Source organism: Janthinobacterium violaceinigrum, from assembly GCF_009208555.1.
In the GTDB taxonomy this organism is placed as follows: domain Bacteria; phylum Pseudomonadota; class Gammaproteobacteria; order Burkholderiales; family Burkholderiaceae_D; genus Janthinobacterium; species Janthinobacterium violaceinigrum.
In genome coordinates this window covers 129728-156681 of sequence record NZ_WFLI01000005.1, presented here as the reverse complement: position 1 = coordinate 156681, position 26954 = coordinate 129728, and the positions used below count along the sequence as shown (strand labels likewise).

The 26954-nt window shown below is 64.4% G+C and carries 31 protein-coding genes; 17 read left to right on the top strand and 14 right to left on the bottom strand.

Annotated elements, in window-relative coordinates; genetic code table 11:
- Positions 1-33 precede the first annotated feature (33 nt).
- Genes GCN75_RS06255 through GCN75_RS06245 form a run of 3 tightly spaced genes read left to right on the top strand, consistent with a single transcriptional unit; the run spans position 34 to position 2500 of the window.
- The gene (locus tag GCN75_RS06255) at positions 34-531 is read left to right on the top strand and encodes a TadE family protein (RefSeq protein WP_152281839.1); all 498 of its coding nucleotides are present in this window, start codon (positions 34-36) and stop codon (positions 529-531) included.
- Positions 528-1142 (top strand): TadE/TadG family type IV pilus assembly protein, encoded by a 615-nt coding sequence (locus GCN75_RS06250; protein WP_152281838.1) that lies wholly within the window; start codon positions 528-530, stop codon positions 1140-1142. Before GCN75_RS06255 ends, GCN75_RS06250 begins: the two co-directional genes overlap by 4 nt.
- On the top strand, positions 1142-2500 hold the full coding sequence (locus GCN75_RS06245) for a vWA domain-containing protein (RefSeq protein ID WP_152281837.1): 1359 nt from the start codon (positions 1142-1144) through the stop codon (positions 2498-2500). Before GCN75_RS06250 ends, GCN75_RS06245 begins: the two co-directional genes overlap by 1 nt.
- Positions 2501-2504: 4 nt before the next feature.
- Here GCN75_RS06245 and GCN75_RS06240 read toward each other — a convergent pair whose 3' ends face one another.
- The 4 genes from GCN75_RS06240 to GCN75_RS06225 all read right to left on the bottom strand — a co-directional run bounded on the left by GCN75_RS06240 (position 2505) and on the right by GCN75_RS06225 (position 5442).
- Positions 2505-2663, bottom strand: coding sequence for a XapX domain-containing protein (locus GCN75_RS06240; protein ID WP_077401676.1), 159 nt, complete (start codon positions 2661-2663; stop codon positions 2505-2507).
- Positions 2660-2851, bottom strand: coding sequence for a DUF1427 family protein (locus GCN75_RS06235; RefSeq protein WP_152281836.1), 192 nt, complete (start codon positions 2849-2851; stop codon positions 2660-2662). Before GCN75_RS06235 ends, GCN75_RS06240 begins: the two co-directional genes overlap by 4 nt.
- Before the next feature lie 18 nt (positions 2852-2869).
- Complete coding sequence (locus GCN75_RS06230; RefSeq protein WP_152281835.1) at positions 2870-4720, bottom strand: amidohydrolase; 1851 nt, start codon at positions 4718-4720, stop codon at positions 2870-2872.
- 68 nt (positions 4721-4788) lie between these two features.
- The gene (locus GCN75_RS06225) at positions 4789-5442 is read right to left on the bottom strand and encodes a hydrolase (RefSeq protein ID WP_152281834.1); all 654 of its coding nucleotides are present in this window, start codon (positions 5440-5442) and stop codon (positions 4789-4791) included.
- Between the two features lie 215 nt (positions 5443-5657).
- On the opposite strand from GCN75_RS06225, the gene GCN75_RS06220 reads away from it, so the two are divergent.
- The 7 genes from GCN75_RS06220 (at position 5658) to GCN75_RS06190 (ending at position 10866) form a co-directional block, all read left to right on the top strand.
- Positions 5658-5900, top strand: a complete 243-nt coding sequence (locus GCN75_RS06220; protein ID WP_152281833.1) for a hypothetical protein — start codon at positions 5658-5660, stop codon at positions 5898-5900.
- A gap of 224 nt (positions 5901-6124) precedes the next feature.
- On the top strand, positions 6125-7495 hold the full coding sequence (locus tag GCN75_RS06215; RefSeq protein WP_128139990.1) for a DEAD/DEAH box helicase: 1371 nt from the start codon (positions 6125-6127) through the stop codon (positions 7493-7495).
- A gap of 244 nt (positions 7496-7739) precedes the next feature.
- Positions 7740-8531: a 2-oxo-tetronate isomerase gene (gene otnI / locus GCN75_RS06210; protein ID WP_152281832.1), complete on the top strand. Its 792-nt coding sequence runs from the start codon at positions 7740-7742 to the stop codon at positions 8529-8531.
- A gap of 88 nt (positions 8532-8619) precedes the next feature.
- On the top strand, positions 8620-9438 hold the full coding sequence (locus tag GCN75_RS06205; RefSeq protein WP_152281831.1) for a hypothetical protein: 819 nt from the start codon (positions 8620-8622) through the stop codon (positions 9436-9438).
- A complete protein-coding gene (locus GCN75_RS06200; protein WP_152281830.1) occupies positions 9423-9884 on the top strand; it encodes a hypothetical protein in 462 nt (153 codons plus the stop codon). Before GCN75_RS06205 ends, GCN75_RS06200 begins: the two co-directional genes overlap by 16 nt.
- An 80-nt stretch (positions 9885-9964) precedes the next feature.
- A complete protein-coding gene (locus tag GCN75_RS06195; protein WP_152281829.1) occupies positions 9965-10384 on the top strand; it encodes a VOC family protein in 420 nt (139 codons plus the stop codon).
- Between the two features lie 110 nt (positions 10385-10494).
- A complete protein-coding gene (locus GCN75_RS06190; protein ID WP_152281828.1) occupies positions 10495-10866 on the top strand; it encodes a TraR/DksA family transcriptional regulator in 372 nt (123 codons plus the stop codon).
- Positions 10867-11073: 207 nt separating this feature from the next.
- Here GCN75_RS06190 and phbB read toward each other — a convergent pair whose 3' ends face one another.
- Positions 11074-11820 carry an acetoacetyl-CoA reductase gene (gene phbB / locus GCN75_RS06185; RefSeq protein ID WP_152281827.1) on the bottom strand — a complete coding sequence of 249 codons (747 nt, stop codon included), beginning with the start codon at positions 11818-11820 and terminating at the stop codon, positions 11074-11076.
- 232 nt (positions 11821-12052) lie between these two features.
- Between phbB and GCN75_RS06180 the strand changes: the two genes are divergently transcribed.
- Both GCN75_RS06180 and GCN75_RS06175 read left to right on the top strand, forming a co-directional pair.
- The gene (locus GCN75_RS06180; protein ID WP_152281826.1) at positions 12053-12373 is read left to right on the top strand and encodes a hypothetical protein; all 321 of its coding nucleotides are present in this window, start codon (positions 12053-12055) and stop codon (positions 12371-12373) included.
- 87 nt (positions 12374-12460) lie between these two features.
- Entirely contained in the window at positions 12461-13327 is an 867-nt protein-coding gene (locus GCN75_RS06175; protein ID WP_152281825.1) for a universal stress protein, read from the top strand.
- Positions 13328-13347: 20 nt separating this feature from the next.
- Here GCN75_RS06175 and GCN75_RS06170 read toward each other — a convergent pair whose 3' ends face one another.
- The 7 genes from GCN75_RS06170 to GCN75_RS06140 form a co-directional block, all read right to left on the bottom strand.
- Entirely contained in the window at positions 13348-13707 is a 360-nt protein-coding gene (locus GCN75_RS06170) for a hypothetical protein (RefSeq protein ID WP_152281824.1), read from the bottom strand.
- A 196-nt stretch (positions 13708-13903) separates the two neighbouring features.
- The gene (locus GCN75_RS06165; protein WP_152281823.1) at positions 13904-14458 is read right to left on the bottom strand and encodes a glycine zipper domain-containing protein; all 555 of its coding nucleotides are present in this window, start codon (positions 14456-14458) and stop codon (positions 13904-13906) included.
- Between the two features lie 126 nt (positions 14459-14584).
- Positions 14585-15328, bottom strand: coding sequence for an amino acid ABC transporter ATP-binding protein (locus tag GCN75_RS06160; protein WP_152281822.1), 744 nt, complete (start codon positions 15326-15328; stop codon positions 14585-14587).
- On the bottom strand, positions 15325-16017 hold the full coding sequence (locus GCN75_RS06155) for an amino acid ABC transporter permease (RefSeq protein ID WP_152281821.1): 693 nt from the start codon (positions 16015-16017) through the stop codon (positions 15325-15327). Before GCN75_RS06155 ends, GCN75_RS06160 begins: the two co-directional genes overlap by 4 nt.
- Positions 16017-16694: an amino acid ABC transporter permease gene (locus GCN75_RS06150; RefSeq protein WP_152281820.1), complete on the bottom strand. Its 678-nt coding sequence runs from the start codon at positions 16692-16694 to the stop codon at positions 16017-16019. The genes GCN75_RS06155 and GCN75_RS06150 overlap by 1 nt, the downstream gene beginning before the upstream one ends.
- A gap of 20 nt (positions 16695-16714) precedes the next feature.
- Entirely contained in the window at positions 16715-17545 is an 831-nt protein-coding gene (locus GCN75_RS06145; protein ID WP_152281819.1) for a transporter substrate-binding domain-containing protein, read from the bottom strand.
- Positions 17546-17664: 119 nt separating this feature from the next.
- Entirely contained in the window at positions 17665-19779 is a 2115-nt protein-coding gene (locus GCN75_RS06140) for a serine hydrolase domain-containing protein (RefSeq protein ID WP_193317397.1), read from the bottom strand.
- A 173-nt stretch (positions 19780-19952) separates the two neighbouring features.
- On the opposite strand from GCN75_RS06140, the gene GCN75_RS06135 reads away from it, so the two are divergent.
- Positions 19953-21605 carry a histidine kinase gene (locus tag GCN75_RS06135; protein ID WP_193317396.1) on the top strand — a complete coding sequence of 551 codons (1653 nt, stop codon included), beginning with the start codon at positions 19953-19955 and terminating at the stop codon, positions 21603-21605.
- Positions 21602-22303 carry a LytR/AlgR family response regulator transcription factor gene (locus GCN75_RS06130; protein WP_152281816.1) on the top strand — a complete coding sequence of 234 codons (702 nt, stop codon included), beginning with the start codon at positions 21602-21604 and terminating at the stop codon, positions 22301-22303. The genes GCN75_RS06135 and GCN75_RS06130 overlap by 4 nt, the downstream gene beginning before the upstream one ends.
- A gap of 8 nt (positions 22304-22311) precedes the next feature.
- Here GCN75_RS06130 and GCN75_RS06125 read toward each other — a convergent pair whose 3' ends face one another.
- Positions 22312-23184, bottom strand: a complete 873-nt coding sequence (locus GCN75_RS06125) for a M90 family metallopeptidase (protein WP_152281815.1) — start codon at positions 23182-23184, stop codon at positions 22312-22314.
- A gap of 284 nt (positions 23185-23468) precedes the next feature.
- Positions 23469-23969 carry a winged helix-turn-helix domain-containing protein gene (locus tag GCN75_RS06120; RefSeq protein ID WP_010396453.1) on the bottom strand — a complete coding sequence of 167 codons (501 nt, stop codon included), beginning with the start codon at positions 23967-23969 and terminating at the stop codon, positions 23469-23471.
- A 482-nt stretch (positions 23970-24451) separates the two neighbouring features.
- On the opposite strand from GCN75_RS06120, the gene GCN75_RS06115 reads away from it, so the two are divergent.
- The 3 genes from GCN75_RS06115 (at position 24452) to GCN75_RS06105 (ending at position 26943) form a co-directional block, all read left to right on the top strand.
- Complete coding sequence (locus tag GCN75_RS06115; protein ID WP_152281814.1) at positions 24452-24688, top strand: hypothetical protein; 237 nt, start codon at positions 24452-24454, stop codon at positions 24686-24688.
- A 416-nt stretch (positions 24689-25104) separates the two neighbouring features.
- Positions 25105-26106, top strand: a complete 1002-nt coding sequence (locus tag GCN75_RS06110) for an ABC transporter substrate-binding protein (RefSeq protein ID WP_152281813.1) — start codon at positions 25105-25107, stop codon at positions 26104-26106.
- 27 nt (positions 26107-26133) lie between these two features.
- Positions 26134-26943, top strand: coding sequence for an ABC transporter permease (locus GCN75_RS06105; RefSeq protein ID WP_405002788.1), 810 nt, complete (start codon positions 26134-26136; stop codon positions 26941-26943).
- The last annotated feature ends 11 nt before the right edge of the window (positions 26944-26954 follow it).

Below are 26954 nucleotides of genomic sequence, written 5' to 3'. Positions count from 1 at the left end.
ATGCCGGCGCGAGCCTTTACCTGGATACCTGCAATGACGCTCAGCAAGGCCAAACCCCGTTTTTCCCGCCCCCCGCCCGCCAGCATCCGGCAAGCGGGCGCCTCCCTTGTCGAGTTTGCCATCATTGCCCCCGCCTTCCTGCTGCTGATGATAGGCGTGATCGAACTGAGCATGGCGTATTTCGCCAATCTCACCATGCAGCATGCGGTGCGCGAAGGCGCGCGCTATGCCGTGACGGGCAACAAGGATCTCGACCCCGCCAGCAGCAACCAGCAACGCTACCAGGCCGTCATTCAAAAGATGAAAGCCAGTTCGATGGGCATCTACGACAAGGTCAATCCCATCATCACGGTGAACGGCACCAGCGGCACCAGCGCCGGCATGTTCGGCAACAGCGGCGATATCGTCGTCATCTCCGTCGAATGCAACTGGAAGTTCGCCACGCCGCTCATGGCCGCCTTCTTCAAGGACGGCAAGTCGCGCTTCGTGGTGGCCGCCACCATGCGCAATGAAAGCTTTGGCGGCCTATGAGGCGCGCCCACCGTCCCCTGCGGCGCGGCGCGCGCGGCATTGCCGCCGTGGAATTTGCCATCGTGCTGCCGCTGCTGGCACTGCTGCTGGTCATGGTGGTCGACCTGTCGCGCGCCATCCAGGCCAAGATCATCCTGCTCAACATCAGCCGCGAAGGCGCCAACCTGGCTTCGCGCGCCACGTCCGACCTCAGCGGTTCCAGCCAGGGCATCATGAATGCGCTGGCCGCCAGCACGCCGCCGCTGGACATGAACGGGCGCGGCATGATCTATATCACCAAGATCATGGGTTATACGCCGTCGGCAAATGCCGCCGTGCGCAACATCGTGCTGGAACAGTACCGCTGGGACGCGGGCGCGAAGGCCAGCGGCTACCTGCCCGCCAGCCAGGTCTGGCAATGCGGCAGCTGGACCAATGGCACGTGCACGGGCATCGCCAAGGCGGACAAGGCGCCCGTGCTGTCCCTGATGGCCGGCCAGCTGGCCGATGGAGAACTGATCTACGCCGTGGAAACTTTCTACAATTTCGACATGCTGTTCGGCACATTAAAAATTGGCAACAGCACGACGCCCATCCTGGGTCCCGACCTGACTTCCATGACGATATTCTGATGCGCATTCCACACAAGCGGCAAGGCGGGCAAGTGCTGATCATGGTGGCGCTGTCGGCCGTCGTCCTGATCGCCGCGGCGGGCCTGGCCGTCGATTCGGCCCTCGGCTACTTCGTCAAGGCCAAGCTCAATGCGGCCGTCGACTCGGCCAGCCTGGCGGCGGCCCGTGGCGTCACGGCGGGCAACTCGGAAGCGGAACAGCGGGCCAGCGCGCGCCAGTCGGCAAAGGAGTTTTTTGATGTTAACTACCCGGACAAATTCCTGCTGTCGACGCCGACCTTGAATCCCGTCGACGTCACGTTCGACAAGGGCACCGTCACCATCGACGTTTCCGCCACCGCCTCGCTGCCCGTCTCGCTGATGGGCATACTGGGTTTCAAGACCCTGAACGTGGCCGCCAGCGCGCAAACCATCCGCAAGGACCTGGACATGGTGCTGGTGATGGACACGTCGGGTTCGCTGAAAAACAATACCGATGCCGTGCGGGCGGCGGGCAAGTCCTTCCTGAACAAGTTCAACTCCACGGTCGACCGGGTCGGCTTGCTGCATTTCGCCTCGGAAGCGCAAATCGATGTCCCGATCAAGCAGGTCAACCGCGGTTTCGACCGCAGCAGCATGACCGTAAAAGATGGCAAGATCGATAAATTCATCTTTACCGGCGGCACCAATTCTTCCGCCGGCATGTTTCATGCACGCAAACAGCTGAACGATATCTTGCCGCTCAACCGCTCCAGCCTGCGCGTCATCGTGTTTTTTTCCGATGGCTCGCCGGCGGCGTTTTCCTCGTACTTTCCCAACACGGGCAACAACTGCACGACGGCAGGCGGCCTCGCCACTTTTACCGCTTTCCAAAACTCCCCGCTGGTCGGCCTGTACGCAATGAAAGAGGCTGACAACGTGCAGTCCGGGAACTGCGCTGCCAGCAGGATCACCGCGATCCCCCCCTGGTACAACGCGGATAAAGAATTCGACAAAGCCGACGACGTGGCGCTGCGCGAGTTTCCCATCGTGACCAACACGCCCCGCGTCGTGACCGCTTCCATCGCCTCGGCGCAGGTGCAATGGACAAATGTGCACCGCGCCTCGCGCAACCTGGTCGAAGCGATGGCGGCCAAGGCGCGCCAGGAAGGCATATTCATCTTCACCCTGGGCATGGGCGCATCGCTGAAGACCAAGGAAGGACCGGACAACGAGCTGGGCGAAGACTTGCTGCGCTGCCTGGCCAATACCACGGATGCGAAAGCCAGCTGCCGCAAGCCGGCCGAACCCGTAGGCCTGTACTGCTACGCAGCCACCGACAGCGACCTGAGTCCCTGCTTCACGCGCCTCGCCTCGGCCATTTTGCGCATTTCCAAATAAGCGCCTAGCCCTGCCACTGCCCCGCCACGACAAAACCCAGCGTCATGGCCACCACCATCGCCGCGCCGGTGGGCGTGGGCGGCGTGGGCGATGGCAGGTCGAACCAGCGGCACACGGCGCCCACCAGCAAGCCCAGTACCGATCCTGCCAGCATGACGTTCATGGCGCCTCCCGTTTTAATGCACGGCGCTGCAGGTACAGGCCCGTGAGCCAGTAGCCGCAGCTGGTCAGGAACACCAGCAGCGCGGCGCTGAGCACGGGCGGCGCCGGCACGGGGATGCGCGCCAGCTGGCACACGAAGCCCACGACAAAGGCCAGCAGCAGGCCGAGGATGACTTTCTTGTAGCGCATATTCATCTCCGTCACCGCCTAGAAAGCGAAGCAGCTGCAGCCCAGCGTGCCCCAGAAGCCGGAAAAATCGCTGATCGGCACGGCCGACTTGCGCGCCCGGTCATGGGCATGCGCATGCACGCCGCAGGCGCCCGCGCACTGGTGCGGCAGCGCGGCTTGCGCCGGCCTGGCCGCGGGCCGGTAGTGTCCCGGCACCGTGCGCACGGGCGACCACTCGGGCAGCACGGGGATAGGCGGCGGCGCCAGGGTCGTGAATTCCGCCTGGCCGTAGACGACCTTGCCGCCCACCATGGTCAGCACGGATTCGATGGACTTGATCGCCTCTTCCGGCACGCTGAAGTAATCGGCCGACAGCACGGACAGGTCGGCCAGCATGCCGACACGGATGCGCCCCTTCTTGCCTTGCTCGCTGGAGAACCAGGCGCTGCCGGCCGTCCACAGTTCCAGCGCCGTGTCGCGCGACAGACGGCCCGCCGCATCCGTCAGGGCCAGGCCGCCCACGGTGCGCCCCGACACCAGCCAGTACAGCGCCGTCCACGGGTTGTAGCTGGCCACCCGCGTGGCATCCGTGCCGCCGCCCACGGGCACGCCCGCGTCGAGCATGCGCTGCACGGGCGGCGTGGCCTTCGCCGCCTCGGCTCCGTAGCGCTCGACGAAATACTCGCCCTGGAAAGCCATGCGGTGCTGGATGGCCAGGCCGCCGCCCAGCGCCTTGACCCGGTCGATATTCCTCGGACTGATGGTTTCCGCGTGGTCGAACAGCCAGTGCAAGCCGCCGAACGGCGTGTCGCGGTTGACCTTTTCAAACACGTCGAGCATGCGGCCGATCGATTCGTCATAGGTGGCATGCAGGCGGAACGGCCAGCGCTGCTCGACCAGGTGGCGCACAACCTTTTCCAGCTCGTCTTCCATGCCGGCCGCCAGTTCCGGGCGCGGCTCGAGGAAGTCCTCGAAGTCGGCGGCGGAAAACACCAGCATTTCGCCGGCGCCGTTGTGGCGGTAGAAATCCGTGCCGTCGCCCGGCTTGACCATGCCCGTCCACTTCTGGAAGTCCTGCAATTCCGCGCCCTTGTTTTGCGTGAACAGGTTGTAGGCGATGCGGATGGTCAGCTGCTCCTTTTGCGCCAGCTCGTCGACGACGGCGTAATCCTCGGGATAATTCTGGAAGCCGCCGCCCGCATCGATGGCGCTGGTGATGCCCAGCCGGTTCAATTCGCGCATGAACTGGCGCGTGGAATTGACTTGCAGTTCCAGCGGCAGCTTGGGGCCTTTCGCCAGGGTCGCATATAAGATCATGGCGTTCGGCCGGGCGATCAGCAGGCCCGTGGGATTGCCTGCGCCGTCGCGCACGATCTCGCCGCCGGGCGGGTTCGGCGTATTCTTGTCGTAGCCGACGGCGCGCAGGGCGGCGCGGTTCAGCAGGGCGCGGTCGTACAGGTGCAGGATGAAGACGGGCGTGTCGGGTGCGGCCGCGTTGATTTCATCGAGGGTCGGCATGCGCTTTTCCGCGAACTGGAATTCCGTCCAGCCACCCACCACGCGCACCCATTGCGGATTCGGCGTGCGCAGCGCCTGCTCCTTGAGCATGCGCAAGGCGTCGGCCAGCGACGGCACGCCTTCCCAGCGCAATTCCAGGTTGTAGTTCAAGCCGCCGCGAATCAGGTGCAGATGCGAGTCGTTCAGGCCGGGAATCACCGTGCGGCCATCCAGGTCGATCACCTGCGTGGCGGGGCCCCGGTGGCGCATCACGTCTTCACCGTCGCCCACGGCGAGGAATTTGCCATCGGCGATGGCGACGGCGGACGCCAGCGGCTGCGTCCTGTCGACCGTGTGGAAACGGCCATTGAGTAAAATCGTGCTTGCGCTCATGCTAAATCTCCGGAATCAGGTGCTGGACGGTGCCCCGCCGGCTGGCGGGGCTGATACTTCGCTGAAAATCAATGGCCTTCGCTGGCGTTGAACATGGATTTGGCGTAGATCAGGCCCAGGCCGTAGCCGCCGCCGTGCGCCACGGCCGTTGCCACCGTCTCATTGTAGGTCTCGCCGCGGGCCCAGTCGCGCTGCAGTTCCAGCAAGTATTGCACGGACGTCAGCGGCTGCGCGCCCGCCTGTATCATGCGCTGCATCGCCATCGCATGGGCTTCGTCGGAGACGTCGCCGCTGGCGTCGGCGATCACGTACACTTCGAAACCCTGCTCCAGCGCCGACAGGGCGGGACCCACGATGCAGACAGACGTCCACAGGCCCGCCAGCACGATCTTGCCCTTGCCGTAGCCATTCACCTTGTCGGCGATGCGCGCGTCTTCCCAGGTATTCATGGTGGTGCGGTCGATCGGCGTCTGCTGCGGGAAGACGGACTGGATTTCATCGAAGATGGGGCCGGAGAACGATTTGGCGGCCACCGTCGTGAGGATGGCAGGCACCTTGAATTCGGCCGCCGCCTTGGCCACCAGCGCCGCGTTGTTGCGCAGCAGGGCCAGGTCGATGGAGCGCGTGGCGAACGCCATCTGCGACTGGTGGTCGATCATGATCAGGGTGTGGTCGTTCGGGGTCAGCAGTTTTTGTGCGGCTTGGGCGGTAGCGATCGGCATGATGTTTTCCTCGGTGAAAATAATTGAATATCAAAATGGTGGTATCCGGCCCGCACAATCTAGCGCTTTCCTTCTTGCGCTGCCATGTTGCGTGTCAGTGATATGCAGTATGCACGCACAAAAACAAAAACAAAAACGGAAAGAATGCCAAGCTATATTCGATTTTTTCGATGATATAAAATACATGCACCGCAACCAATCGCACGGAGGACAACATGGGGTTTGAATTCAGGATCGCGGCCAGCCTGACGGCCGGCCAGCGCCAGCACCTGGGACAGTTGCTGGCGGCGCTGCCGCAGGCGGCCGGCGGCATGCCCGGCACGGACGCCAGGCTGACGGACGCCGGACTGTACGTGTGCCAGTACCTGCGCCCGGACCCGTGGCACGGCCTGGACGCCGTGCGCGCCTGGCTCGATGCCCAGGGCGTGCGCTACGCCGTCGAAGAGATCGACGACTAGGCGCAATGCCGTGGCAACGAATAAGGGAGGACGCGCCAGCCCCTTTTCTTTACTTGCGGCATTGCAAACTTGAAACAAAACAGGCGCGTTTTTGCCAGGCTGTTATACTTCGCGTGTGCGGCACATATGACCAGTCCCCTTGCCGCTGTCTTTCGACCCCTAATCTGATTGCCTGCGACTGGCGCCCCACGATGGCGACAGGCCGATCTCACAATAAAGTTACCATGTCCTTTTCCTCCCTCGGATTGTCCGACGCTATCGTACGTGCCGTTACCGAACACGGCTACACCGTGCCGACCCCGATCCAGTCGCAGGCGATTCCCGCCGTGCTGGCTGGCGGCGACTTGCTGGCCGGCGCACAAACCGGTACCGGCAAGACGGCCGGCTTCACCCTGCCCGTGCTGCACCGCCTGTCGACCGACGCCAATGGCGCGGCCATCACCAGCAACACCTCGACGCGCCCGATCCGCGCCCTGATCCTGGCACCGACGCGCGAACTCGCCGCGCAGGTCGAGGAAAGTGTGCGCGCCTACAGCAAGTACACCAAGCTGAACTCGGCCGTGATCTTCGGCGGCGTCGGCATCAACCCGCAGATCAAGCAACTCAAGCACGGCGTCGATATCCTCGTCGCCACGCCGGGCCGCTTGCTGGACCACATGGGCCAGGGCACCGTCGACCTGTCGAAAGTGGAAATCCTGATCCTGGACGAAGCCGACCGCATGCTGGACATGGGCTTCATCCGCGACATCAAGAAAGTGCTGGCCGTACTGCCGCCGAAACGCCAGAACCTGCTGTTCTCGGCCACGTTCTCGGAAGAGATCAAGGCCCTGGCCGACGGCTTGCTGAACAAGCCAGCCATGATCGAAGTGGCGCGCCGCAATTCGACCGTGGAAGTGATCAAGCAAAAGATCCATCCCGTCGACCGCGACAAGAAGCACCCGATGCTGTCCTACCTGATCAAGTCGAACAACTGGACGCAAGTGCTGGTGTTTACGCGCACCAAGCATGGCGCCAATAAACTGGTCGAGCAACTGGGCGCGGACGGCATCGGCGCCCTGGCCATCCACGGCAACAAGAGCCAGTCGGCACGCACGCGCGCGCTGTCCGAGTTCAAGGATGGCACCCTGCAAGTGCTGGTCGCCACCGACATCGCCGCGCGCGGTATCGATATCGACCAGTTGCCGCACGTCGTCAACTACGACTTGCCGAACATTCCGGAAGACTATGTGCACCGTATCGGCCGCACGGGCCGTGCCGGCGCCAAGGGCGAAGCCGTGTCGCTGGTTTGCGTGGATGAGCACGAAATGTTGAAAGACATCGAAAAGCTGATCAAGCAAACCCTGCCGCGCGAAGTGATCCCGGGCTTCGAGCCGGACCTGAACGCCCGCGCCCAGCCTGTGCAATTGCGCAGCGGCACCGGCGGTCACCGCAACAACAGCCGCGCGCCAGCAGGCGCCGTGGTGCGCGTGAAAACGGGCGGCAGCGGCGCCAAGCCACGCAGCGCCGGCCCATCGGGCGGCGGTGGCGGCGGCAACCGTTCGGGCAATGCGCCGCGTTCCGCGGCCAACCATCGCTCCGGCGGCCGCGGCCGCTAAAACGCGGCCTGAAAGCTACTGCGCGGGGCGCTATTGCGTTTGCGTTGCTCGCCGTACTCTTGTACGGCTGCGCGACTCGACGCAATATCACTCCCGCTCGCTACGCTTTCAGGCGGCGTTTGTCTTAATCAAAAAGACGACAAAAACCGTTCCAGAACTAGCTTCTGGGACGGTTTTTTTATGCACGCCACCAATTGGCGATTTGGGCTAGGATAGTGTCCATCGTCCTCACCTGCGTGCCGCCATGCCGAACTTCGCTGCCAACCTCAGCATGATGTTTACCGAACTGCCCTTCCTGGACCGCTTTGCCGCCGCCAGGGAAGCGGGTTTCGATGCCGTCGAATTCCTGTTCCCCTATGCCGTCGAGGCGCGGCAGATTGCCATGCGGCTGGAACGCCACCGGCTGCAGCTGGCCCTCTTCAACTTTCCGCCCGGCGACTGGGAGCATGGCGAGCGGGGCATCGCCTGCGATCCGCGCCGGGGCGAGGAATTTCGCGGCAATGTGCAGCTGGCGCTCAACTATGCGCTGGCGCTGGGGGCCAGGCAGCTGCACTGCATGTCGGGCATCGTGCCACCCGGCATGAGCCTGGAGCGGGCGCGGCAAAGCCTGATCGGCAACCTGCAATTTGCGGCCGACGCCTGCCGTCCGCACGGCATCAACGTGTTGATCGAGCCCATCAACCGCTACGACATGCCCGGCTACTTTCTGAACCATAGCCAGCAGGCGGCCGACATCATCGCCGACTGCCAGCGCAGCAATATCTTCCTGCAATACGACATTTATCACATGCAGCGCATGGAGGGCGAACTGAGCAATACCATCCGCGCCATGCTGCCCCTGATCCGCCACATCCAGATCGCCGACACGCCGGGCCGCCACGAGCCGGGCACGGGCGAGATCAACTACCGCCACGTGTTCAAGCTGCTGGACCAGGTCGGCTATGCCGGCTGGGTCGGCTGCGAATACCGCCCCGCCGGCGACACCGTCGCGGGACTGGGCTGGCGCGAGCAATTGACGAATACCTCGGGCGCCTGATCGCAGCGCGCTTGCGCCCGCACAAGGCGGGCGGCGCAGGCCGGCACCACAATACCTTTCCATACAGTATTTCCTGTCGAGAGGTGACGTGTCTGCCCTGCCCGCCCGCCATCGCCGCGCCATTTGCCTGAAGCTGTACCTGAGCCTCGTCCTGGCTGTCGTGCTGTGCGGCTGCGCCGCCCCGCGCGCGGAGCTGGCGCAAGTGCGCGCGCTGGCCGCCGGCACCGATGCCGTGAATGCCTTCAGCGAACTGTCGCAGCGCCACGTGGACAGCTATCAGCGCGCCCGCCCCTACCTGTCGCCGGCCGAAGATGCGCGCGAGCGCCTGCTCGATGCGCAGCGCCGCGCCGCGCACGCAGACGTGGCGCGTCTGGCGCAAGCCGTGCGCCTGTACCTGCAGGCGCTGGGCCGGCTGGCCGATGCCGGCGCCTATGACGTGCAGCCCGAACTGGCCGGCGCCGGGGCCGCCATCCGCGCCTGGCCGGGCAGCGGCATCGACGACCGCCATGTGAGCGCCTACACCCTGTTGCTACAGCAACTGTCCCGCCTGGGCGGCGGCGCCCGCCAGCAGGCCGACCTGGCGCAAGTGCTGCATGACGGCGATGCCCCGCTGCAAGCCCTGCTGGCCGCGCTCGACAGCCTGCTGGCTCTGTACGACAAAAGCGGCGACAACGAACGCGACATGGTGCTCGGCTTGCTCGACGTGGAAATCGCTTATGCGGACACGCCGCAGCAGCGGCTGCTGGCCGTGCTGGCGAAAAACATGCAACAAAGCAAAACGGAGGAATACCGCCTGTTTGGCCTGCGCCATACCCTGGCGCGCCGGCAACTGGCGGCGCTGGGGCGCGAGCACGCGCACCTGGCCGCCGCCCTCACCACCACGGAGGCAAGATGGACGGATCGGTAGGCAGCGAACGCCGCGAAGCGGCCCTCAGCAGCGCCATGCGCGTCGAGCAACTGGCCGACAGCCTGTCGCAGGCGGCCGTCACCCTGCACGGCGCCGTCATGCGGGCCATCCGCAAGCGCGCCAGCCAGGGGGCAAACGGCATCAGCCACAGCCAGGCACAGGCCGTCTTCGCCCTGGAAGTGGCCTTGCGCCAGCAAGCCAACCAGTTGTATGCCGATGCCGCCGGGCACACGGTGGCCGGCCTGGAAACGGCGCAGCGCCAGCTCAGCGGCCTGCTCGACACGGTACGCCTGCGCATCGCCCGCAACGACGACGCGCGGCACTGGATCAGCCTGGCGACGAGCCTGTTGCACCTGGGCAGCGCCGTCCTCGCCGGCAATCCCGAGCGCATCCTCAATACCCTGGACAGGGTGCGTGAGCGCTTGCAAGAGATGGCGCCGGACTGATTGAAATTGGCTGGCGAGCGCCTATACTGGGACGTCCCCGCATGGCAATCGTGCCTGCGGGACCACCAGAGGAGGCCAATATGCGTATCGAACCGTATTTGCAATTCAATGGAAATTGCGCGCAAGCGCTGGAATACTACCGCCAGCACCTGCATGGCGAAGACCTGTGCCTGATGCCGTTCCGAGGCTCGCCGGGCCAGGACCAGGTCAAGGAAGACTGGTACGACAAGATCATGCACGGCTCCGTGCAGCTGGGCCCCACCATGCTGATGGGCTCGGACGGCGGCTGCAGCGAAGATGGCGCCAGGGGCATGAGCGGCAGCTCCGTCTGCCTGACCCTGGACACGCCGGAAGAAGCGGAGCGGGCTTTCGACGCGCTGGCCCGTGACGGCAACATCCAGATGCCCTTGCAGGAAACGTTCTGGGCCAAACGCTTCGGCATGCTGAAAGACCAGTTCGGCGTAGCCTGGATGGTCAACTGCCTGAAAGAACCAGCATAGAACGGCCCTAGCCTGCCTGCGCCGCGTCAAACGCGGCGCGGGTGGTAGCGCAAGCAGAGCCGCCAATCTTGGACTACCATATTGGGAGAGACCTCTATCGGGTGACGGCCATGAATGAATTGCCACAAGAGCAGTTGCAGCGCCTGCAGGGCGTGCTGGAGCAGCGCAAGCTGGCGCTGCTGGAACAAATCGAGAACGAAGCGGCCGAGGCTGACGCGCGCGCCTCGCTGCTCAATGAAATCGAAGCCTCGCCTGCCGACAATGCCAGCGTGCGCACCTTGAACGCCCTCGTCAGCGAAGCGGCCGAACACAACCTGGCGCAACTGGCCATCATCAAGCACGCGCTGGCCAAGTTTGCCGATGGCAGCTACGGCCTGTGCGACAACTGCGGCGAAGCCATCGGCCTGTCGCGCCTGAACGCGCGCCCCGAAGCGCGCCTGTGCATCGATTGCCAGACGCGGCTGGAAAAAGCCCAGCGCTAGACGGGGCGGCTGCCCGGCCACGCCGCTTCTCCAGCCAGCCAGCGCATCATGACTTCATGGCTTCATGACAAAGGGCAAGGCATCGCTGCCCTGCCCCCTGCGTTCCTTCCTTGCTGCTGCCTTTCGTCCCCCGCCAGCATCGTGCGTGCCGGCTGGACGGACGGGTCTCCTCTACTGCCATTGCCCTCCTGCAAGCTGCCAGCTTGCCTAACTCATATGCTGTCCGCCATTGATGGCGATATTCGCGCCCGTGACGAATGCCGCCTCGTCGGACGCCAGGTAAGCCACCAGAGCCGCCACTTCGTCCGGCTCGCCCAGGCGGCCCAGCGGGATTTGCGGCAGGATCTTCGTTTCCAGGATATCGGCCGGCACGGCCGTCACCATCTGCGTGCGCAGATAGCCGGGCGAGACCGTGTTGACGGTGATGCCGTGGCGCGCCACTTCCAGCGCCAGCGCCTTGCTGAAGCCATGCACGCCCGCCTTGGCGGCCGCGTAATTGCACTGGCCAAACGCGCCCTTCTGGCCATTCACGGACGAGATGTTGATGATGCGGCCCCAGCGCTTGGCCAGCATGGGCTCGAGCACCTGCTTGCTCATGTTGAACAGGCTGTCGAGATTGGTGCGCATCACCTCGGTCCAGTGCGGCAACTCCATCTTGCGCATGCTCTGGTCGCGCGTGATGCCCGCATTATTGACCAGCACGTCGATGCGGCCGAACTGGGCCAGCACGCGCGCCACGGCAACGCTGCAGGCATCGAAATCGCTCACGTCGACGGCCAGCGGATGAAAATAATACTGCTGCGCCTGCTGCTCGTCGAGCCAGCTTTCCACGCGCGCGTTGCCCGGCGTGTGCGCGGCCACGACGGCAAAGCCCGCCGCATGCAGGCGCCGGCACAAGGCCGTGCCCAGTCCGCCCATGCCGCCCGTGACCAGTGCTACCTTTTGTTCTTTCATTGCTGTCTCTCCCCGCTTGTTATGGTTGTTCTGCGTGGAATCAAGTGTAGGTGGCACTTTTGAAGCGGGCATTGCGCCAGATCAAAGGCTGAGCCTGCGTATTGCAGCGTCCGTCTGCGCTGCATCCATGCAGGGAAAATGATCAAAATCATACTCTCCCATGAGGTGATGGCACCTCGACAGGCAAGTCCTGCAAACCTTGCTTGACGGTAGGAATCACAGGGAGAACGCGATGGAAATCCAGGACGACACAGCAGCATTGAGGGACTTGTTCAACGATATCAATCCCGGCACGAGCGACGTGGAATCCGTGCATCAGGCGGAGCTCGATCCACAGCATGTGCTGGCCCTGATGGCCAATCCGAAGGCCGCATTGAAAGCCATGGGCATCCCCGTCAGCGATGCTTCGCAAGTACAGGTCAGCATGAAGAACCGCGCCAGCCGCGCCACGCTGGAGGTGGCGCAAAAGGCGGCGCAATTGCGGCGCGTCATCGTCATCGTGATTCATTACCGCAACTGCGACGCCGACATCATCATCATTGCCATGAGCTGACGGGCCGGGGCAGCGGCCGCACGCGTGCGCGGCCGTTGCCCGTGACTGTGCCAGAATGGGGCTTACTCCACAGCGAGAGGCCAGGCCATGACGTATAAAACCGTATTGCTCCACATCGACGACAGCGGCGGACGTGCCGCCCGCATTGACGCGGCTGCCAGCATCGCCCAGGCTTGCGGCGGCCACCTGACGGGCGTGGCACTGACGGGCGTGTCGCGCCTGCTGTACCAGAACCAGCCCGACCTCGATGCCGACCCGAACCTGAGCTTGCACCTGAATTTCCTGCGGGAACGGGCCACACGCGCCCTCGACGGCTTCGAGCAGCAGGTGCGCGCGGCCGGCGTCGTCTCGTTCGAACAGCGCGTGCTCGACGATGAAGCGGCAGGCGGCATCAGCCTGCTGGCCCGCTATGCGGACCTGGTGGTGATCAGCCAATACAATGCCAAGGATAAATCGCCGTCCGTGATGCGCGACTTTCCCGCCTATGTGCTGCTGCATGCGGGCCGCCCCGTGCTGATCGTGCCGTATGCGCCGCCGCTACCCCGGCTGGCGCCGCCGGCGGCCGCGCGCAATGTGCTCATTTCCTGGAATGCCAGCAAGGAAGCGAGCCGCGCCGTGAGCGCCGCCCTGCCCCTGCTGCAGCGTGCGGAACAGGTGCACGTGGCCATCTTCGATGCCCAGGTGCATGCGGCCGAGCACGGCGAACAGCCGGGCGCCGAACTGCTGCACTACCTGGCGCGCCACGGCGTGGACGCGCGGCTGCATCTGCTCGATGGCGGCGGCGTGCGGCGCGGCGACATCGGCGACGCGCTGCTGTCGCAGGCGGGGGACCTGTCGGCCGACTTGCTGGTGATGGGAGCGTATGGCCATTCGCGCCTGCGCGAAACCATCCTGGGCGGCGTCACGCGCACGATTCTGCAGAGCATGACGATCCCCGTGCTGATGGCGCACTAGCGCCGGTTGAGGGCGGCGGGCTAGCCGCCCTGCCAGGGCTGGCTGCGGATCTTCGCCACCTGGCGCTGCGCCAGCCACTGCCACAGCTGCAGCGCTTCGCCCTGCGGCAAGGCCGACATGTGGCGCGGCGAAGCCAGGGCGATCTCGCAATCGCGGTCCGACCATTCCTCGAAAGTGACTTCGCCTCCGCTAGCGACCTCGACCTGATACATCAAGCCGTCGTCGTAGCCAAAGCGCAACAAGACGGCGGCCGGGCTGCCGTCGGGCGTGACGGCGCCGCCGCGGTACACCTCGGCCAGCGCATCGGCCAGCTGTGCCGGAGAGGGCGCGCAGATGTCGCGCCCGTCGGCCCGTGTCAGAATGAACCATGCCTGTGTCATGACGCGCCCTCCTATCCATACTCGTTAGCATGCGAGGCAAGTACTACGGGCAGTCACCTGGGTCCAGTATCACTTCGGGCGCACGGGAACTATCCCTGTCGGCATTGTTTACCAATAATTACCAATACTAACAAGAATCATACCTAAATTTCGTGCAGCGCGGCATTTATGCATATGGCACGGCTGGCGCCCCGCTTCACGCCACCAGTACGGGAATGCTGAGCGGATCGAAGTCGTGCCAGTCGCCATTGGCGATCGTGCCTTCCGCTTCCTCGATATGCTCGGCGCCCAGCCGGTGCAGCGCCTCGAGCGCCCGTTCGCGCTCGTCGAGGCCGCCCAGCGCCACGGCGATCAGCATGCCCGGATGGCGTGGCTGGCTGCGGTTTTCGCCGTTGCCCTCGGGCTCGCCCGCTTCCTTCATTTTATTGAAACTGTAGAGCGATCCCACGTGGGCGCCCACCAGCGCGCCCACCACGGGACCCAGCGGCCCCGTCGCCAAGGTGGTGGCCGCGCCGATGCCCGCCCCCACGGCGGCCCCGACGGCCACGCCCTCCACCACGCCCTCCGGCGTCTCCCGCGCCCCGGGCGACGTGTCGCGGTCGCCGCCCAGCGCGTGCAAGTCGTGCTGGCCCGGCTGGTTGACAAAGAAGGCGCTGATGCGGCTGTCGGGAAAGCCCGCCTGGTTCAGGGCGGCGCGCGCGGCGTCTATCTGTTGCTGCAACTGAAAATGACCTGCGATGATGCGTGACATGATACGGCCCTCCTCGTCGGCTGCTGGCGCACCATGCGCCGCCTCGATAGCGTGCGCCGGACAACGCCGGGATACCGTTCGCTTGCGCACACAGCCGCTCACTCCCATGCGCAATCATGCGCTCATTCACGCGCTCGCGCTGAACGGGCTGCGGATATCGGACAGGAATTGTTGTGCGCGTGCATGTTGCGGCCGCGCAAAGAAATCCTCGGGTGCAGCCCGTTCCAGCACTTGCCCGTGGTCCATGAACCAGACGCGGTCCGCCACTTCGCGCGCAAAGCCCATCTCGTGCGTGACGCACACCATCGTCATGCCGCCCTGCGCCAGGTCGCGCATCACTTGCAGCACCTCGCCCACCATTTCCGGGTCCAGTGCGCTGGTGGGCTCGTCGAACAGCATCAGCGGCGGCTGCATGGCCAGCGCGCGGGCGATGGCCACGCGCTGCTGCTGCCCGCCCGACAGGGCCGCCGGCATGGCGTGCGCCTTGTGCGCGAGGCCCACCCGTTCGAGCAGGGCCAGCGCCCGTTCCTGCGCTTCCTTGCGGCTCAGCCCGCGCAAGCGCTGCGGCGCCAGCGCGCAATTGTCCAGCACGGAGAGGTGCGGAAACAGGTTGAATTGCTGGAATACAAAACCGATGTGCGAGCGGAAGGCATTCACGTCCAGTCCCGGCGCATGTATGTCCTGGCCCGCCACCGTGATGCGGCCCGACGCGATCGGCTCCAGGCGGTTGATGGTGCGGATCAGGGTCGACTTGCCGGAACCGGACGGGCCGCATACGACCAGCACTTCGCCCTTGGCCACGTGTTCATTGATGCCGCTCAAGGCGTGATAGTCGCCATAATATTTGTTGACGTTGTCAAAGGTAATCATGCAGCCGCTTTCAGGAGACGCGCCTGGCGCCGCTCGAGCCAGAAGGCGGCGCGCGACAGGCTGAAACATAGAACAAAATACGTCATGCCCAGCAAGAAATACACTTGCACGGGCTTGGTCAGCACCAGGCCGTTTACTTGCGAAGCGATGAACGACACTTCGGCCAGGCCGATGATGGTGCCGAGCGAGGTTTCCTTGATGGTGGACACAAACTGGTTCACCAGCGAGGGCAGCATGTGGCGCAGCGCCTGCGGCAGCACCACCGTGCGCATGCTGTCCAGGTAGTTCAAGCCCAGGGAACGGGCCGCTTCCACCTGTCCCCGGGGCACGGCTTGCACGCCGGCGCGCACGATTTCGGCCAGATAGATGCCGTCGAAGATGACGAGGGCGGCCAGCATGGTGCCGAATTGCCCGCTTTCATGACCCGTGATGCTGGGCAGGAAGAAATATGCCCAGAAGATGACGAGCAGCAGGGGAATGCCCCGCACCACGTGGATCAGCGCGGCGACGGGCCAGCGCAGCAGGCGCCAGGGGCTCAGGCGCGCCAGCCCCAGCAGCAAGCCAAACGGCAGGCTGAGCACCAGCGCCAGGCTGGCCAGCAGCACCGTCAGCGCCAGGCCGCCCAGCGGGCCCTCGGGATAGCGTCCCACGAGAAAGTACAGCCAGTAATCGTGCAGCAGTTCCAGCATCAGGACACCTTCTTTTGCAGCAAGGCCGCCAGGCTGGCGATCAGCAGCGAGACGGCCAGGTAAGCCACGCTGGCAAAGACGAACGCATCGACGCTGCGGAACGAGGCCGCTTCCACGCGCTGCGTCTGGTACATCAGCTCGGCCACGCCGATGACGGTGGCGATGCTGGTGTTTTGCCACAGGTTCAGGGTTTGCGACAGCAGCGGCGGCGCGGCCAGCCGCAGCGCCTGCGGCACGATGCACAAGCGCATGGTGGCAAGAAAACTGAAGCCCAGCGCCCGTCCCGCTTCGAATTGCTGGACGGGAATGGCGCGGATGCCGCTGCGGATGTCTTCCGCCATGTAGGCGGCCGTGTACAAGGTCAGGGCCGTGATGGCGCTGACGGCTTCGATATTGCTGGCGTACAAACGTTCCTTCCAGGCGTCGGGCAGCAGTTCGGGCGCGCCGAAATACCAGAACAGGAAGTGCGCCAGCAAGGGCACGTTGCGGATCAGCTCGACGTACGCGGCGCCCAGCCCGTTGAGCAGACGCGACGGCGCCAGGCGCAGCATGGCCACGCCGCACGCCAGCGGCAAGGACAACAGCAAGGTGATGCCCATCAGTTGCAAGGACAGCAGCAAGCCGGACAGCAGCCAGTCGCGGTAGTCGCCGGCCAGCAAAAAGTTCAGATCAAACATGCGGAAGAATCAGGCAAGGTTCAGGCGTCGATCTTGTCCGATTCAATTTTAAATGTGCGCTTCTGGAACTTCACGTTGCTCGTCGGGCCATACCATTTGAAGAACAGCTTTTCCGCTTCGCCCGACTTTTCCAGGCCCCGCAGCACCTGGTCGACGGCGGTTTTCACGCCCGTCTCGCCCTTGCGGATGCCGAAGGCAAACACTTCCTGGCTGATGTTTTGCGGCAGCACGATGTAGTCTTTTTGCGCAGCGCCCAGCTTGGCGTAGTTGTTGAGCAAGGACACTTCATCGTCGACATAGCCGACGCCTTTGCCTTGCTGCAAGCCCAGATAGGCCTGGCCCGCCGTCTCGAACGTCACCACGTCCACGCCGGGCACGGCCTTGCGGATATTCGGTTCCTGCGTGCCGCCCTTGACGGTCAGCACTTTCTTGCCGGCCAGGCCAGCGACCGTCGTGATATTGCTGCTTTTTTTGACCAGCACGCGCTGGCCCGTGTAAAACGTGGACAGGGAGAAATCGATCAGCGCTTCGCGTTCCTTGTTGTGCGTCAAGGATGCCGTCAGGATGTCGATGCGGCCCTGCTGCAGTTCGGGAATGCGGGCAGCCACGGCCAGCTGCTTCACGACGGGTTTCACGCCCAGGCCCTGGGCGATGGCGCGGCACAGGTCCACTTCATAGCCGACCAGCTGGCGCGACTTGGCGTCGATAAAGCTGTTCGGCTCGTCCGTGCCCAGGGTACCGCAGACCAGCTCGCCTTTCGCCTTGATGGCGGCCAGCTGGTCCGCTTGCGCCACCTGCGTGAAGGCGATGCTGGTGAATAACAGGGCGGCGAAATGGAGACGGGTCTGCATGGGATTCCTCTGGTGGACAATGAATGCCGCCATTAGACCGCAGCGCCCTTATTTCCAAAAAGGAATCTTTTCACCCTTGCTTATGAAGAATTCATCTAAGGCATCAGCGAAGACCTCAGCTAAAGCGCCAGCGCCTTCGTCTCGCCACCCAGGCGGATGATCGCCGCCCTGGCGCCCACGGCGCCCGGATAGCGGGGATCGAGCTGCAGCGCCTGCTGGTAGGCTTGCACCGCCTGCGGGCGCAAGCCTTGCTCCGCATAAAACTCGGCCAGGCTGTCCTGCAGATTCGCGTCGCGCGGATGCAGGCTGGCGGCCGCCTGCAGCACGGCCATGCCTTGCGCGACGGCGCCGCTGCCTTTCAGCCGGTACGCTTCCCCGTTCAGCACCGCCGGACTGGCCGCGCCCAGCGGATCGCGGGCCAGCGCCAGGCGCAGGGCCTCGAGTGCAGGCTCCGTCTTGCCGGCGCGCAGCAAGGTCAAGCCTTGCAGCGCATGCGCGCGGTCGCTGAGCGGATACAGTTCCACGGCCAGGCGGCTGGCCGCCAGCGCCGCCTCCGCCTCGCCACGCGCGGCCGACGCTTGCGCCAGCTCCTGCAGTTCGGGCACGAAATCGGGATAGGCGCGCTGGCCGCGGAACGCCGTGCGCAGCTGGCTATCGAGGGCGGCGATGGAGGCGGGTGCGGCCGGCCAGGCGGTGGCGGCCGTGCGGTCCCAGCTGGCCGCCAGGGTCGCGATGGCATGCTCGAAGGCGGGATCGAAACGGGGCATGGTGCCGGCCTTTGCGCCTTGCGACAAGCGGATATAGTCGCGCGCAAACGCCAGCGCGCCGCCGTGCGCATACTTATTCAGATCGGCGCCCGATGCGCGCAATGCCGCAGCCATGCTGGCGCCGGCCGTGAGAAACACGCGGCCGCCCGCGGGATGGCGGGCCGCTTCGATGTAGGCGCGTGCCGCCTGGGCGTCGGGCGCCAGCGCCTGCCGGTTGATTTGCATGAATGCCTCGCGCGTGGCGGCCGCATCGGCATACGATTGATCCGTGCGCTCGGCATAGGCGCGTCCCTCCTCGAATAAGCCTTGCGCCACCTGGTAAGCGCGCTGCGCGCCCGCATCGGCGATATACGTTTTCAGCTGCCACGGTTCGCCCGTGACCACTTCGAACAGGCGCTGCACGAAGCCTTCCGGGTTGACGCGCTCGAGATTGGCGGCGACGGCAATGGTGAGCTTGCGCGAGGGAAAGCTGTACAGATAGGTGACGGTTTCCGGCTGCTGGCCGCCGTGGGCGATGGCGTAGCGCCCGCCCGTGGGCAGGATTTCCCAGCCCATGCCGTAATTCGTCAAGCGGCCCGCGCGCGTGGCCATCGGCTGCACCATGGCGGCCACGCTGGCCGCCGACAGGATCTTCCCGTCGTGGACGCCCCTGCCGAAGGCCAGCATGTCGGGCACGCTGGCGCGCGTGCCGCCGGCCGAAAAGCGGCTGCTGATGTCGACGAATTCCGAATTCTTCCAGGCCTTGCCGTCCAGCCGGTAGCCGCGCACGCGGTGGGCGATCACGGCGTCCGGGTCATCCATCACGGTGGCGTCCATGCCCAGCGGCCCCCACACGTGGCGCCGCATGTAGCTGCCATAGCTTTCGCCCGAGGCGGCTTCGATGACGGCACCCAGCAAATTGTAGCCATAGCTGGTGTAGCGGTAGCGCGTGCCCGGTTCGGCGATCAGGTCGAACTGCTCGAAGACGGCGATGGACTGGCGCGTATCCTTGTGCTCCTTGAAATGCTGCTCCACCCTGCTGTCGCGGTAGGCATCGATGCCGCCCAGGTGGCCCAGCAGCTGGCGCACCGTGACGGGAAACGGCTTGACGGGGAAGTACGGCACATAGGCTTGCACGGGCGCATCCAGGTCCACCTTGCCCTGCTCGACCAGTTGCAAGATGGCCACCGCCGTCATGGGCTTGGTGACGGACGCCAGCCGGTAGCTGGACTGGGCCGTGGCCGGCACGCGGTTTTCCAGGTCCGCATAGCCATAGCCTTTTACCCATTCCACGCCGCCCTGGCTGAAGCCCACGGTCACGCCGGGGATGCGCTCCGTGGCCATGCGCTGGGCGACCCAGCCGTCGAAAGCGGCCAGGCGCGCGGCCAGCGCCGGAGCGGGAGCAGCAGAGGGAGCGGAGGCGGCCTGCGCCACGCCGCAGAACAGCGCCAGCGCGCCGGCGAAACCGTAATATTTGCTGCTTTGCATAATCATTAGTCCATGGTGAGGGCCGTGTGCACAGCACGGCGCTGATGCATGGTAAATGTCTTTCGTACACCGTTGGCGGGCCGTGCACGAAATGCACTTGCCCTGCACGAACGGCACCGGCGATCGCAAAAATGTTGCAAAAGGATAGCAAATGAGCAGCTACAATGCCCGCCATGCCCTCCCTCTTCCGCTACCTGTTGCTGTGCTGCCTGGCCCTGCCCGCTTTCGCCAGCGCCATGCATCCGCTGTCGCTGGACGAAGGCTGGCGCACCTGCGGCAATCCGCCGTCTACGCCCGCCGCTGCGCTGCAGCAGCTGGTCCAGCCGGGCCAGCTGCTGTGCGTGGAACGCGAACTGTCCCTGGTCGCCACGCCGCCGTCGACGCAGCTGCTGGTGCTGTCGGCGCTGGCCGCCAGCGAGCTGTGGCTCGACGGCGTCCTGATCGGCAGCAATGGCCAGCCCGCCCGCCAGGCCAGCGGAGAGCGCGCGGGCGACATCGATTTCGCCATCCACCTGCGGCCCCAGCAATTGGCCATGGGCACGCACCACCTGCGACTGCTGCTGTCGATGCAGCAGGTGCCGGCGCACCTGACGTCGCCATTTTATGCGCTGTACCTGGTCGACCGGCAAGATTATCGCGCGGCGCTGGCCTGGTACAGGCTGCCGCCACTGCTGCTGGCCGGGGCGCTGGCCGCCGCCGCCCTGCTCTTCCTGGCCTTGACCCTGCTGTACCAGCGGCAGCGGCACTGGGCCATGTTTGCCGCGCTGTGCCTGGCGGCGGCCCTGCTGCTGGTGGTGGAAATCTGGCGCAGCATCACGGGCTATGCCTATCCCTGGCACCTGCCGCGCCTGTATACCGTCAGCGCCCTGACCTGGCTGTTTTCCACCTTGCTGCCCCTGTATTTCTATGCGGCTTACCGCCTGCCCCGCTGGCCGCTGGCGGCGGCGGTGCTGCTGGCGGGCGTCGCGCTGGCCGGCGCGCTGCCCGCGCATTTCGATGCGCGCTGCTGGCAGATGTTTTTGGCGGGCCTGGCCGCGAGCCTGACACTCAACCTGGGTGCCCTGTGGCGCCGCCTGCCGGGCAGCCGCGGCGGCACCTTGATCGCGCTCGCTTCGTGCGCCCTGTTCCTGCTGACGGGCAGCCAGTTTGCCGAAGGCGGCTTCGCCCTCGTCGTGTGCTTTTTGCTGCTGCCCCTGTGCGCGCAATTGCTGGCGCAGCTCTTGCGTGAACGCAGCAAGGCAGTGCGCGCCCAGCAGCTGGAAAACCAGCTCTTACGCAAAAGCATGCAGCCGCATTTCCTGATGAATTCCCTGAGCCTGATCGGCGAACTCAACGCGCAGTCGCCGCAGGCGGCCGAAACCTTCATCGAGGCGCTCGGCGCCGAGTTGCGCATGCTCAACGAGTTTGCCCAGCAACCCAGCATCGCCCTGACGCAGGAACTGGCCATGTGCGAAAATTACCTGAGCATCATGGGCACGCGGCTGCAGCAGCCGTGCAGCCTGCAGCTCGAGGGCGAGGCGGCCGGCATCACCGTGCCGCCCGCCATCTTGCTGACGGCGCTGGAAAATGCGTTCAGCCATAACCGCTACCGCCACGGCGCCCTGTTTATCCTGCGCAGTGCCAGGCTGGCGCAAACGCGGGTGCTCACCCTGCTCTTGCCCGAAGGGGAAACGCGCCCGCATGCGGGCAGCGGCATGGGCGAACAGTACATCCGCGCCAGCCTGCACGCCGTGTTCGGCGACGACGCCCGCTATGCCAGCGAATATGTCAGCGAACAGCATCCGGCAGGCTGGCGCCTCATTTTTACCTTGCCGGCGGCGCCATGAATGTATTGATACTGGAAGATGAACCGCTGATCGCGCGGGGCCTCGAACGCGGGGTGCGCACGCATTTCGGCGCGCGCCTGGCCACGCTCGCGCTGCACGACAATGTGCCGCAAGCGCTGGCCGCCCTGGCCCGGGAAAAGGTGGATTTGCTGTTGCTGGATCTGAACCTGCACGGCGCGGACGGCTATGACTTGCTGCGCCTGGCCGGCAGCGCCCCGTTCCAGACCATCATCGTCTCGGCCCACGGGGAACGCTCGATCACGGCCTTCGAATTCGGCGTGCTCGACTTCGTTGCCAAGCCGTTCAGCCGCGAACGCCTGCACAAGGCACTGCAACGCTACACGGACCAGCCGGCCCGGGGCGCGGCGCACGCCAGTTCCCTGGCCGTCAAGAAACGGGGTGCGCTGGAATGGATCGCCATGGCCGACATCGACCACGTGCAGGCCGACGGCCACTACAGCAACATCGTGCTGCGCAGCGGCGAACACTGTTTTCACGACTTGGCCATCGACAAGCTCATGGCCCTGCTGCCGCCCCACTTCCTGCGCGTGCACCGCTCCTACATCGTCAACAGCCTGGGCTTCAAGCGGCTGCAGATCGGCGCGGGCGGCAAATACGCGCTCGACACGCAGACCAGCACGGGCATCCCCGTCTCGCGCAGCAGCTATCCGGCCCTGAAACAGCGGCTGCTGGGCTGAAGTTTCCCTTACCAGTGGGGCGCGTAGTTCGGGAATGGCGAGGCCATGTGCTCGGGTTCCACGGGCGGCGCCATCCAGTCGCGCGGGTCGACCTTGTAGTACTGCAAGAATTGCGCGTACAGCTCTTCATGGTGCTCGGCCATCTGATACGGCTTTTCAAAGAAGGTTTCCGTGGCCACGGCAAAGAATTCGGCGGGATTGGTGGCGCCGTAATGGTCCATCACGCTTTGCTGCTGGTACATGGCGTCGTGGCGCAGGTTGTCGAAGTCGCGCGACAGCACCGTGGCCCAGCTGCGGTAGCTGGACACGCTGGGCAGGTAGGGCGCGCCATTCGCGGCACCCGATTCGCTGTCGAGCTGGTGGGCAAATTCATGCAGCACGACATTGTGGCCATCGGTCCAGTCGGCCGCGCCCCGCTGCACGTGGTCCCAGGCCAGCACCACGCGGCCATCGCCCCAGGATTCGCCCAACAAGCCATTTGCCGACGGCGTCACCACGCCGCCCGGCCCCACTTCATTGCGCGTGACGATGAATTCCGTGGGGTACACGAGGATGGTGTCGAGTTCCGGATACACCTGGGTCTGGCGATTGAGCAGCAGCAAACAAGCCTGGCCGGCGATGGTGTAGCGCATCTCGTCCGTGATTTCCAGGCCGCCGCAGCCGACAAATTTCTTCTGATACAGAAATTGTACGACGAGGCGGCGCAATTGCTCCTGCAACGGAGCCGGCATGCGCTTGTACACGGGGATATTCTTTTCCAGCACGGCCAGGCCCGCGGGCGGCAAGGGCTTGGCCAGGGCACGCTGCAGGCGCCAGCGGGGGAACCACAGCGAAAAGACGATGGCCACCGTGACGAGGGCGATCCACAGTAGCGGGTTCATGCGGCGGCCCGTTTCAAGACCGGGGGGCTAGAGAACAACAAGGCGGCGTAGGCAGACAAGGACAAGCTCCTTCAAGTGAACCCGCGCGTTGCGGGCAGCAGTCCAGCCCACATGGGGATGCTTGCAGTCTTTTCAATCAGACCACATTCAATCGGCGCATCTCGGACCGTTCGGCGCAACGCCAAAAGCCGGGTCGCAACCCGGCTTTCGACATGCGTCTGATAATACGAACCACAAGCATTACGCCCGCCAGCCGCCACGCGGCCGTTCAGGCGCCGTAACTATTACTCGGCAGCTTTCTGCTGCGGCGCACCGAACAGGGCGGCCACCAGCGGATCGCGCGTCACGGGACCGCGGTTGACGCGGATGGCGTAATGCGTGTCATCGGCCAGGATGTGGAAGTGACGGCCGCTGCCTGCCATGCTTTGCTCGCGCAGGCCGGGACGGTCCTTGCGCGGTGGCGCGCCTTCGCGTTTTGGCTGGACGATAGCGGCCAGGAAGGCGCGCACGCGCTCAGGGTCCGGCGTCAGCTGGTACACTGCCTTGCCCAGGTAGGTGGCCGTGCCTTCGATATAGCGTGCCAGTTCGATCACGCCCGCTTCGCGCAAGTCGCGGATATATTTGCGGGCGCCCGATGGCGAAAACTTGAGGAACCAGGCGATTTCATCGGCCAGCATCTCGTGCAGCGACAATTCGCCGATCAGCTTTTGCATGTTTTCGATGCGGCGCAGGGTGGCCGACGTCGAACGCACGCGCTCGATCGGTGCCATGGAAATGGGATTCATGCGTTCCGGGGGGATGGGTGCTGCGCGTTCTACCATTTGCGAGCCTTTTTCGGGGCTACGAAGTTCCTGGTGCGCTGCCTTTAATTCGCTCTTCACGTGAGACTGAGTCATTGCATGCATTTGAATACTCCTTTTAAACGATTGCCGGTAGCCCGGATTGTTAAGTTCTTGGCAATTTTTATACCAGAACGCCACGAATCCTGAGCGTCTGGACACAGAATGCCACCGTGCTCTCGCTTGGTCTGTGCGTTAACGAACATTAGAAGCAAGAAAGTGAAAAATATTTCCCGTGTGAATTATTTCTCTATCGCATCTATTTTTTGCCGTCGCTACATGGGGCGACATTTCTGCGTTCAAGGTGAAATGGCGAACAGAAGCATCGGCATCCGTGCCATAAATTCAAGCTTCACGCGCGGCGCGCGGTCATCCACTGCCCGCGCCGCCCGCACCGCGCCCATCTTGATACTTGCAAAGGAACCATCATGAACATGCCTGCCCTGCTGGCCGCCGCCGCCCTCGTCACCCTGTCCGCCTGCAAAAAACCGGCCGAGGCGCCATTGCCCGAAACGGCGCCCAACCCCGCGTCCGCCCCGCAGGTGATGCCGGCCCCCGTCGCGCCGGCCACGCCGGAAGCCGGTCCGGGCAGCACGACACCGCCGGCGCCCCTGACCGATCCGGCCACCGCGCCCGCACTGCCGCCCGCCACGGCGCCCAAATAACAGCCGCCCGACGGCAATCGATCAGGCGCCAGCGCGGCGCCGCCCCTACTCCACGGGGGAGTTACGCGTTGCCAGCCTGTTTGCAACGCGTTTTTTTACGTTTGGAGTCGGCCGCGCCCCGAAGGTTCACCCGCAAGTTGGCCCCCATCGTGACCTGCATGTCCGGCACCGGCGGGCAGCGCGCCGGCCGCCCGGAATGCGGCAATCCGCACAGCCTTTCCCCTCCCCGTGCGGAAAGGCGGAATATCGCTATTTCCCATTTTCACTAGATTCAAATTAAACCTTTATAAACAATCACTTGCAATAAACGTCAAAATGCGCTCCACTGGCACGGAAGATGCTTTTATATTTTCATAACCGCCGCAGAGCGGCAGCTTCACCCCATATAAAACCATCTACCTTTTGGAGACAACAGCATGGCACGCACCTTCCGCATCTCGTCCTTCCTGAACACCAAGGCTCTGGCCGTAGCCGTCGCCCTGGCCGCGCAGTTCCCGCTGGCCGTGCACGCGGCCGATACCGTCCGCCTGGGCAACCTGAAATTCGCCCATTACGGCGCCGTTGCCTACATGAAGGAAATCGCGCCCAAATACGACCTGAAGATCGAAGAGCGCATCTTCGCCAAGGGCCTCGACATCGTGCCGGCCATGATCGCCGGTGAAATCGACGTGTCCGCCAGCGCGCTGGAAGCGGCCATCACGGGCCGCGCCACGGGCTTGCCCGTGTACCTGGTGGGCGGCTTTGCCAAGGGCGGCGTGCAGATCGTCGGCCGTCCCGACCTGAACATCAAGGGCATCGCCGACCTGAAAGGCAAGAAAGTCGGCGTCACGCGCGGCGGCCCGCAGGAAATCCTGCTGTTTGCCGAACTGACCAAGGCCAAACTGACCTGGTCCGACAAGCCGGGCAAGGACGTGCAGATCCTGTACATGGGCTATCCGGACCTGAACCAGGCGCTGCTGACCAAGGATATCGACGCCATGAGCCAGTCCGAGCCCTACTCCACGCAAGCGATCCACAAGAAATACGGCTCGGCCGTCATCAAACCCTACGACACGCCGCTGGGCGAGCCCGTGCGCGCCCTCGTGATGACGGAAAAGATGTACAAAGAGAAACCTGCCGTGGCGCAGCGCTTCATGGATTGCTTCGTCGCCGCCACGCGCGCCTTCCTGGCCGATCCGAAACTGGCGGAAAAATACGTGCGCGAATCGATGTTCAAGAACCAGATCACGTCCGAGGATTACCGCGATGCCATCGACAACGCCATCTTCACGGAAGACATCACGCAAAGCCACGTCCAGTTGACCACCGACTACATGGTGAAATTCGGCGTGGGCCGCATGGCCAAACCGCCTGCAGCACAGGATTGGGTCAAGCTGGACCTGCTGGAAAAAGCCAAGAAGTCCTACGCTCCACGCTAATCTGAAAGTGTCACGATGAATATTCAAATGATGAAACGCTTCGCGCACGGTGCCGCCGTGCCCGTGGCCGTGCTGCTGCTGTGGCAAGCCATGTCCACGTTTGGCTGGATCAACCCGCAAATCCTGCCCTCGCCCGTGGCCGTGCTGGTGAAGTGGTATGAATACCTGGTACCGCTGGAAGCGTACACGCCCGAATCGGGCAACTACCTGGTGTGGCTGTTCTCCGGCGAACTGCCGCATGACGCCTGGGCCAGCCTGTCGCGCGTGCTGGGCGGCTTCGCCATCGGCGCGGGCCTGGCCTTGCCGCTGGGCTTGCTGATGGGCACCAACAAGACCATCTATAAACTGTTCGACCCGCTGGTGCAGGTGCTGCGTCCGATTCCGCCGATCGCCTACATTCCGCTGGCGATTCTGTGGTTCGGCCTGGGCAACCCGCCCGCCTTCTTCCTGATCAGCATTGGTTCCTTCTTCCCCGTACTGATGAATACCATCGCCGGCGTGCGCCAGGTCGACGGCATCTACATCCGCGCCGCGCGCAACCTGGGCGCCAGCCAGATGACGATGTTCCGCCGCGTCATCCTGCCGGCCGCCACGCCCTACATCCTGGCCGGCGCGCGCATCGGCATGGGCACGGCCTTCATCGTCGTGATCGTGGCGGAAATGATTGCCGTCAACAGCGGCCTGGGTTTCCGCATCCTGGAAGCGCGCGAATATTTCTGGTCTGACAAGATTATCGCCGGCATGTTTACCATCGGCCTGTTCGGCCTGGCCATCGACATGGCCATGAATGCCCTGAATAATCATTTGCTGCAGTGGCACCGCGGCCTGGAACACTGAGAGGAACGGCC

Coding starts and splice junctions, on each gene's coding strand:
- GCN75_RS06255 (WP_152281839.1), top strand. CDS start 34: ATGACGCTCAGCAAGGCCAAACCCCGTTTTTCCCGCCCCCCGCCCGCC.
- GCN75_RS06250 (WP_152281838.1), top strand. CDS start 528: ATGAGGCGCGCCCACCGTCCCCTGCGGCGCGGCGCGCGCGGCATTGCC.
- GCN75_RS06245 (WP_152281837.1), top strand. CDS start 1,142: ATGCGCATTCCACACAAGCGGCAAGGCGGGCAAGTGCTGATCATGGTG.
- GCN75_RS06240 (WP_077401676.1), bottom strand. CDS start 2,663: ATGAACGTCATGCTGGCAGGATCGGTACTGGGCTTGCTGGTGGGCGCC.
- GCN75_RS06235 (WP_152281836.1), bottom strand. CDS start 2,851: ATGCGCTACAAGAAAGTCATCCTCGGCCTGCTGCTGGCCTTTGTCGTG.
- GCN75_RS06230 (WP_152281835.1), bottom strand. CDS start 4,720: ATGAGCGCAAGCACGATTTTACTCAATGGCCGTTTCCACACGGTCGAC.
- GCN75_RS06225 (WP_152281834.1), bottom strand. CDS start 5,442: ATGCCGATCGCTACCGCCCAAGCCGCACAAAAACTGCTGACCCCGAAC.
- GCN75_RS06220 (WP_152281833.1), top strand. CDS start 5,658: ATGGGGTTTGAATTCAGGATCGCGGCCAGCCTGACGGCCGGCCAGCGC.
- GCN75_RS06215 (WP_128139990.1), top strand. CDS start 6,125: ATGTCCTTTTCCTCCCTCGGATTGTCCGACGCTATCGTACGTGCCGTT.
- otnI (WP_152281832.1), top strand. CDS start 7,740: ATGCCGAACTTCGCTGCCAACCTCAGCATGATGTTTACCGAACTGCCC.
- GCN75_RS06200 (WP_152281830.1), top strand. CDS start 9,423: ATGGACGGATCGGTAGGCAGCGAACGCCGCGAAGCGGCCCTCAGCAGC.
- GCN75_RS06195 (WP_152281829.1), top strand. CDS start 9,965: ATGCGTATCGAACCGTATTTGCAATTCAATGGAAATTGCGCGCAAGCG.
- GCN75_RS06190 (WP_152281828.1), top strand. CDS start 10,495: ATGAATGAATTGCCACAAGAGCAGTTGCAGCGCCTGCAGGGCGTGCTG.
- phbB (WP_152281827.1), bottom strand. CDS start 11,820: ATGAAAGAACAAAAGGTAGCACTGGTCACGGGCGGCATGGGCGGACTG.
- GCN75_RS06180 (WP_152281826.1), top strand. CDS start 12,053: ATGGAAATCCAGGACGACACAGCAGCATTGAGGGACTTGTTCAACGAT.
- GCN75_RS06175 (WP_152281825.1), top strand. CDS start 12,461: ATGACGTATAAAACCGTATTGCTCCACATCGACGACAGCGGCGGACGT.
- GCN75_RS06170 (WP_152281824.1), bottom strand. CDS start 13,707: ATGACACAGGCATGGTTCATTCTGACACGGGCCGACGGGCGCGACATC.
- GCN75_RS06165 (WP_152281823.1), bottom strand. CDS start 14,458: ATGTCACGCATCATCGCAGGTCATTTTCAGTTGCAGCAACAGATAGAC.
- GCN75_RS06160 (WP_152281822.1), bottom strand. CDS start 15,328: ATGATTACCTTTGACAACGTCAACAAATATTATGGCGACTATCACGCC.
- GCN75_RS06155 (WP_152281821.1), bottom strand. CDS start 16,017: ATGCTGGAACTGCTGCACGATTACTGGCTGTACTTTCTCGTGGGACGC.
- GCN75_RS06150 (WP_152281820.1), bottom strand. CDS start 16,694: ATGTTTGATCTGAACTTTTTGCTGGCCGGCGACTACCGCGACTGGCTG.
- GCN75_RS06145 (WP_152281819.1), bottom strand. CDS start 17,545: ATGCAGACCCGTCTCCATTTCGCCGCCCTGTTATTCACCAGCATCGCC.
- GCN75_RS06140 (WP_193317397.1), bottom strand. CDS start 19,779: ATGCAAAGCAGCAAATATTACGGTTTCGCCGGCGCGCTGGCGCTGTTC.
- GCN75_RS06135 (WP_193317396.1), top strand. CDS start 19,953: ATGCCCTCCCTCTTCCGCTACCTGTTGCTGTGCTGCCTGGCCCTGCCC.
- GCN75_RS06130 (WP_152281816.1), top strand. CDS start 21,602: ATGAATGTATTGATACTGGAAGATGAACCGCTGATCGCGCGGGGCCTC.
- GCN75_RS06125 (WP_152281815.1), bottom strand. CDS start 23,184: ATGAACCCGCTACTGTGGATCGCCCTCGTCACGGTGGCCATCGTCTTT.
- GCN75_RS06120 (WP_010396453.1), bottom strand. CDS start 23,969: ATGAATCCCATTTCCATGGCACCGATCGAGCGCGTGCGTTCGACGTCG.
- GCN75_RS06115 (WP_152281814.1), top strand. CDS start 24,452: ATGAACATGCCTGCCCTGCTGGCCGCCGCCGCCCTCGTCACCCTGTCC.
- GCN75_RS06110 (WP_152281813.1), top strand. CDS start 25,105: ATGGCACGCACCTTCCGCATCTCGTCCTTCCTGAACACCAAGGCTCTG.
- GCN75_RS06105 (WP_405002788.1), top strand. CDS start 26,134: ATGATGAAACGCTTCGCGCACGGTGCCGCCGTGCCCGTGGCCGTGCTG.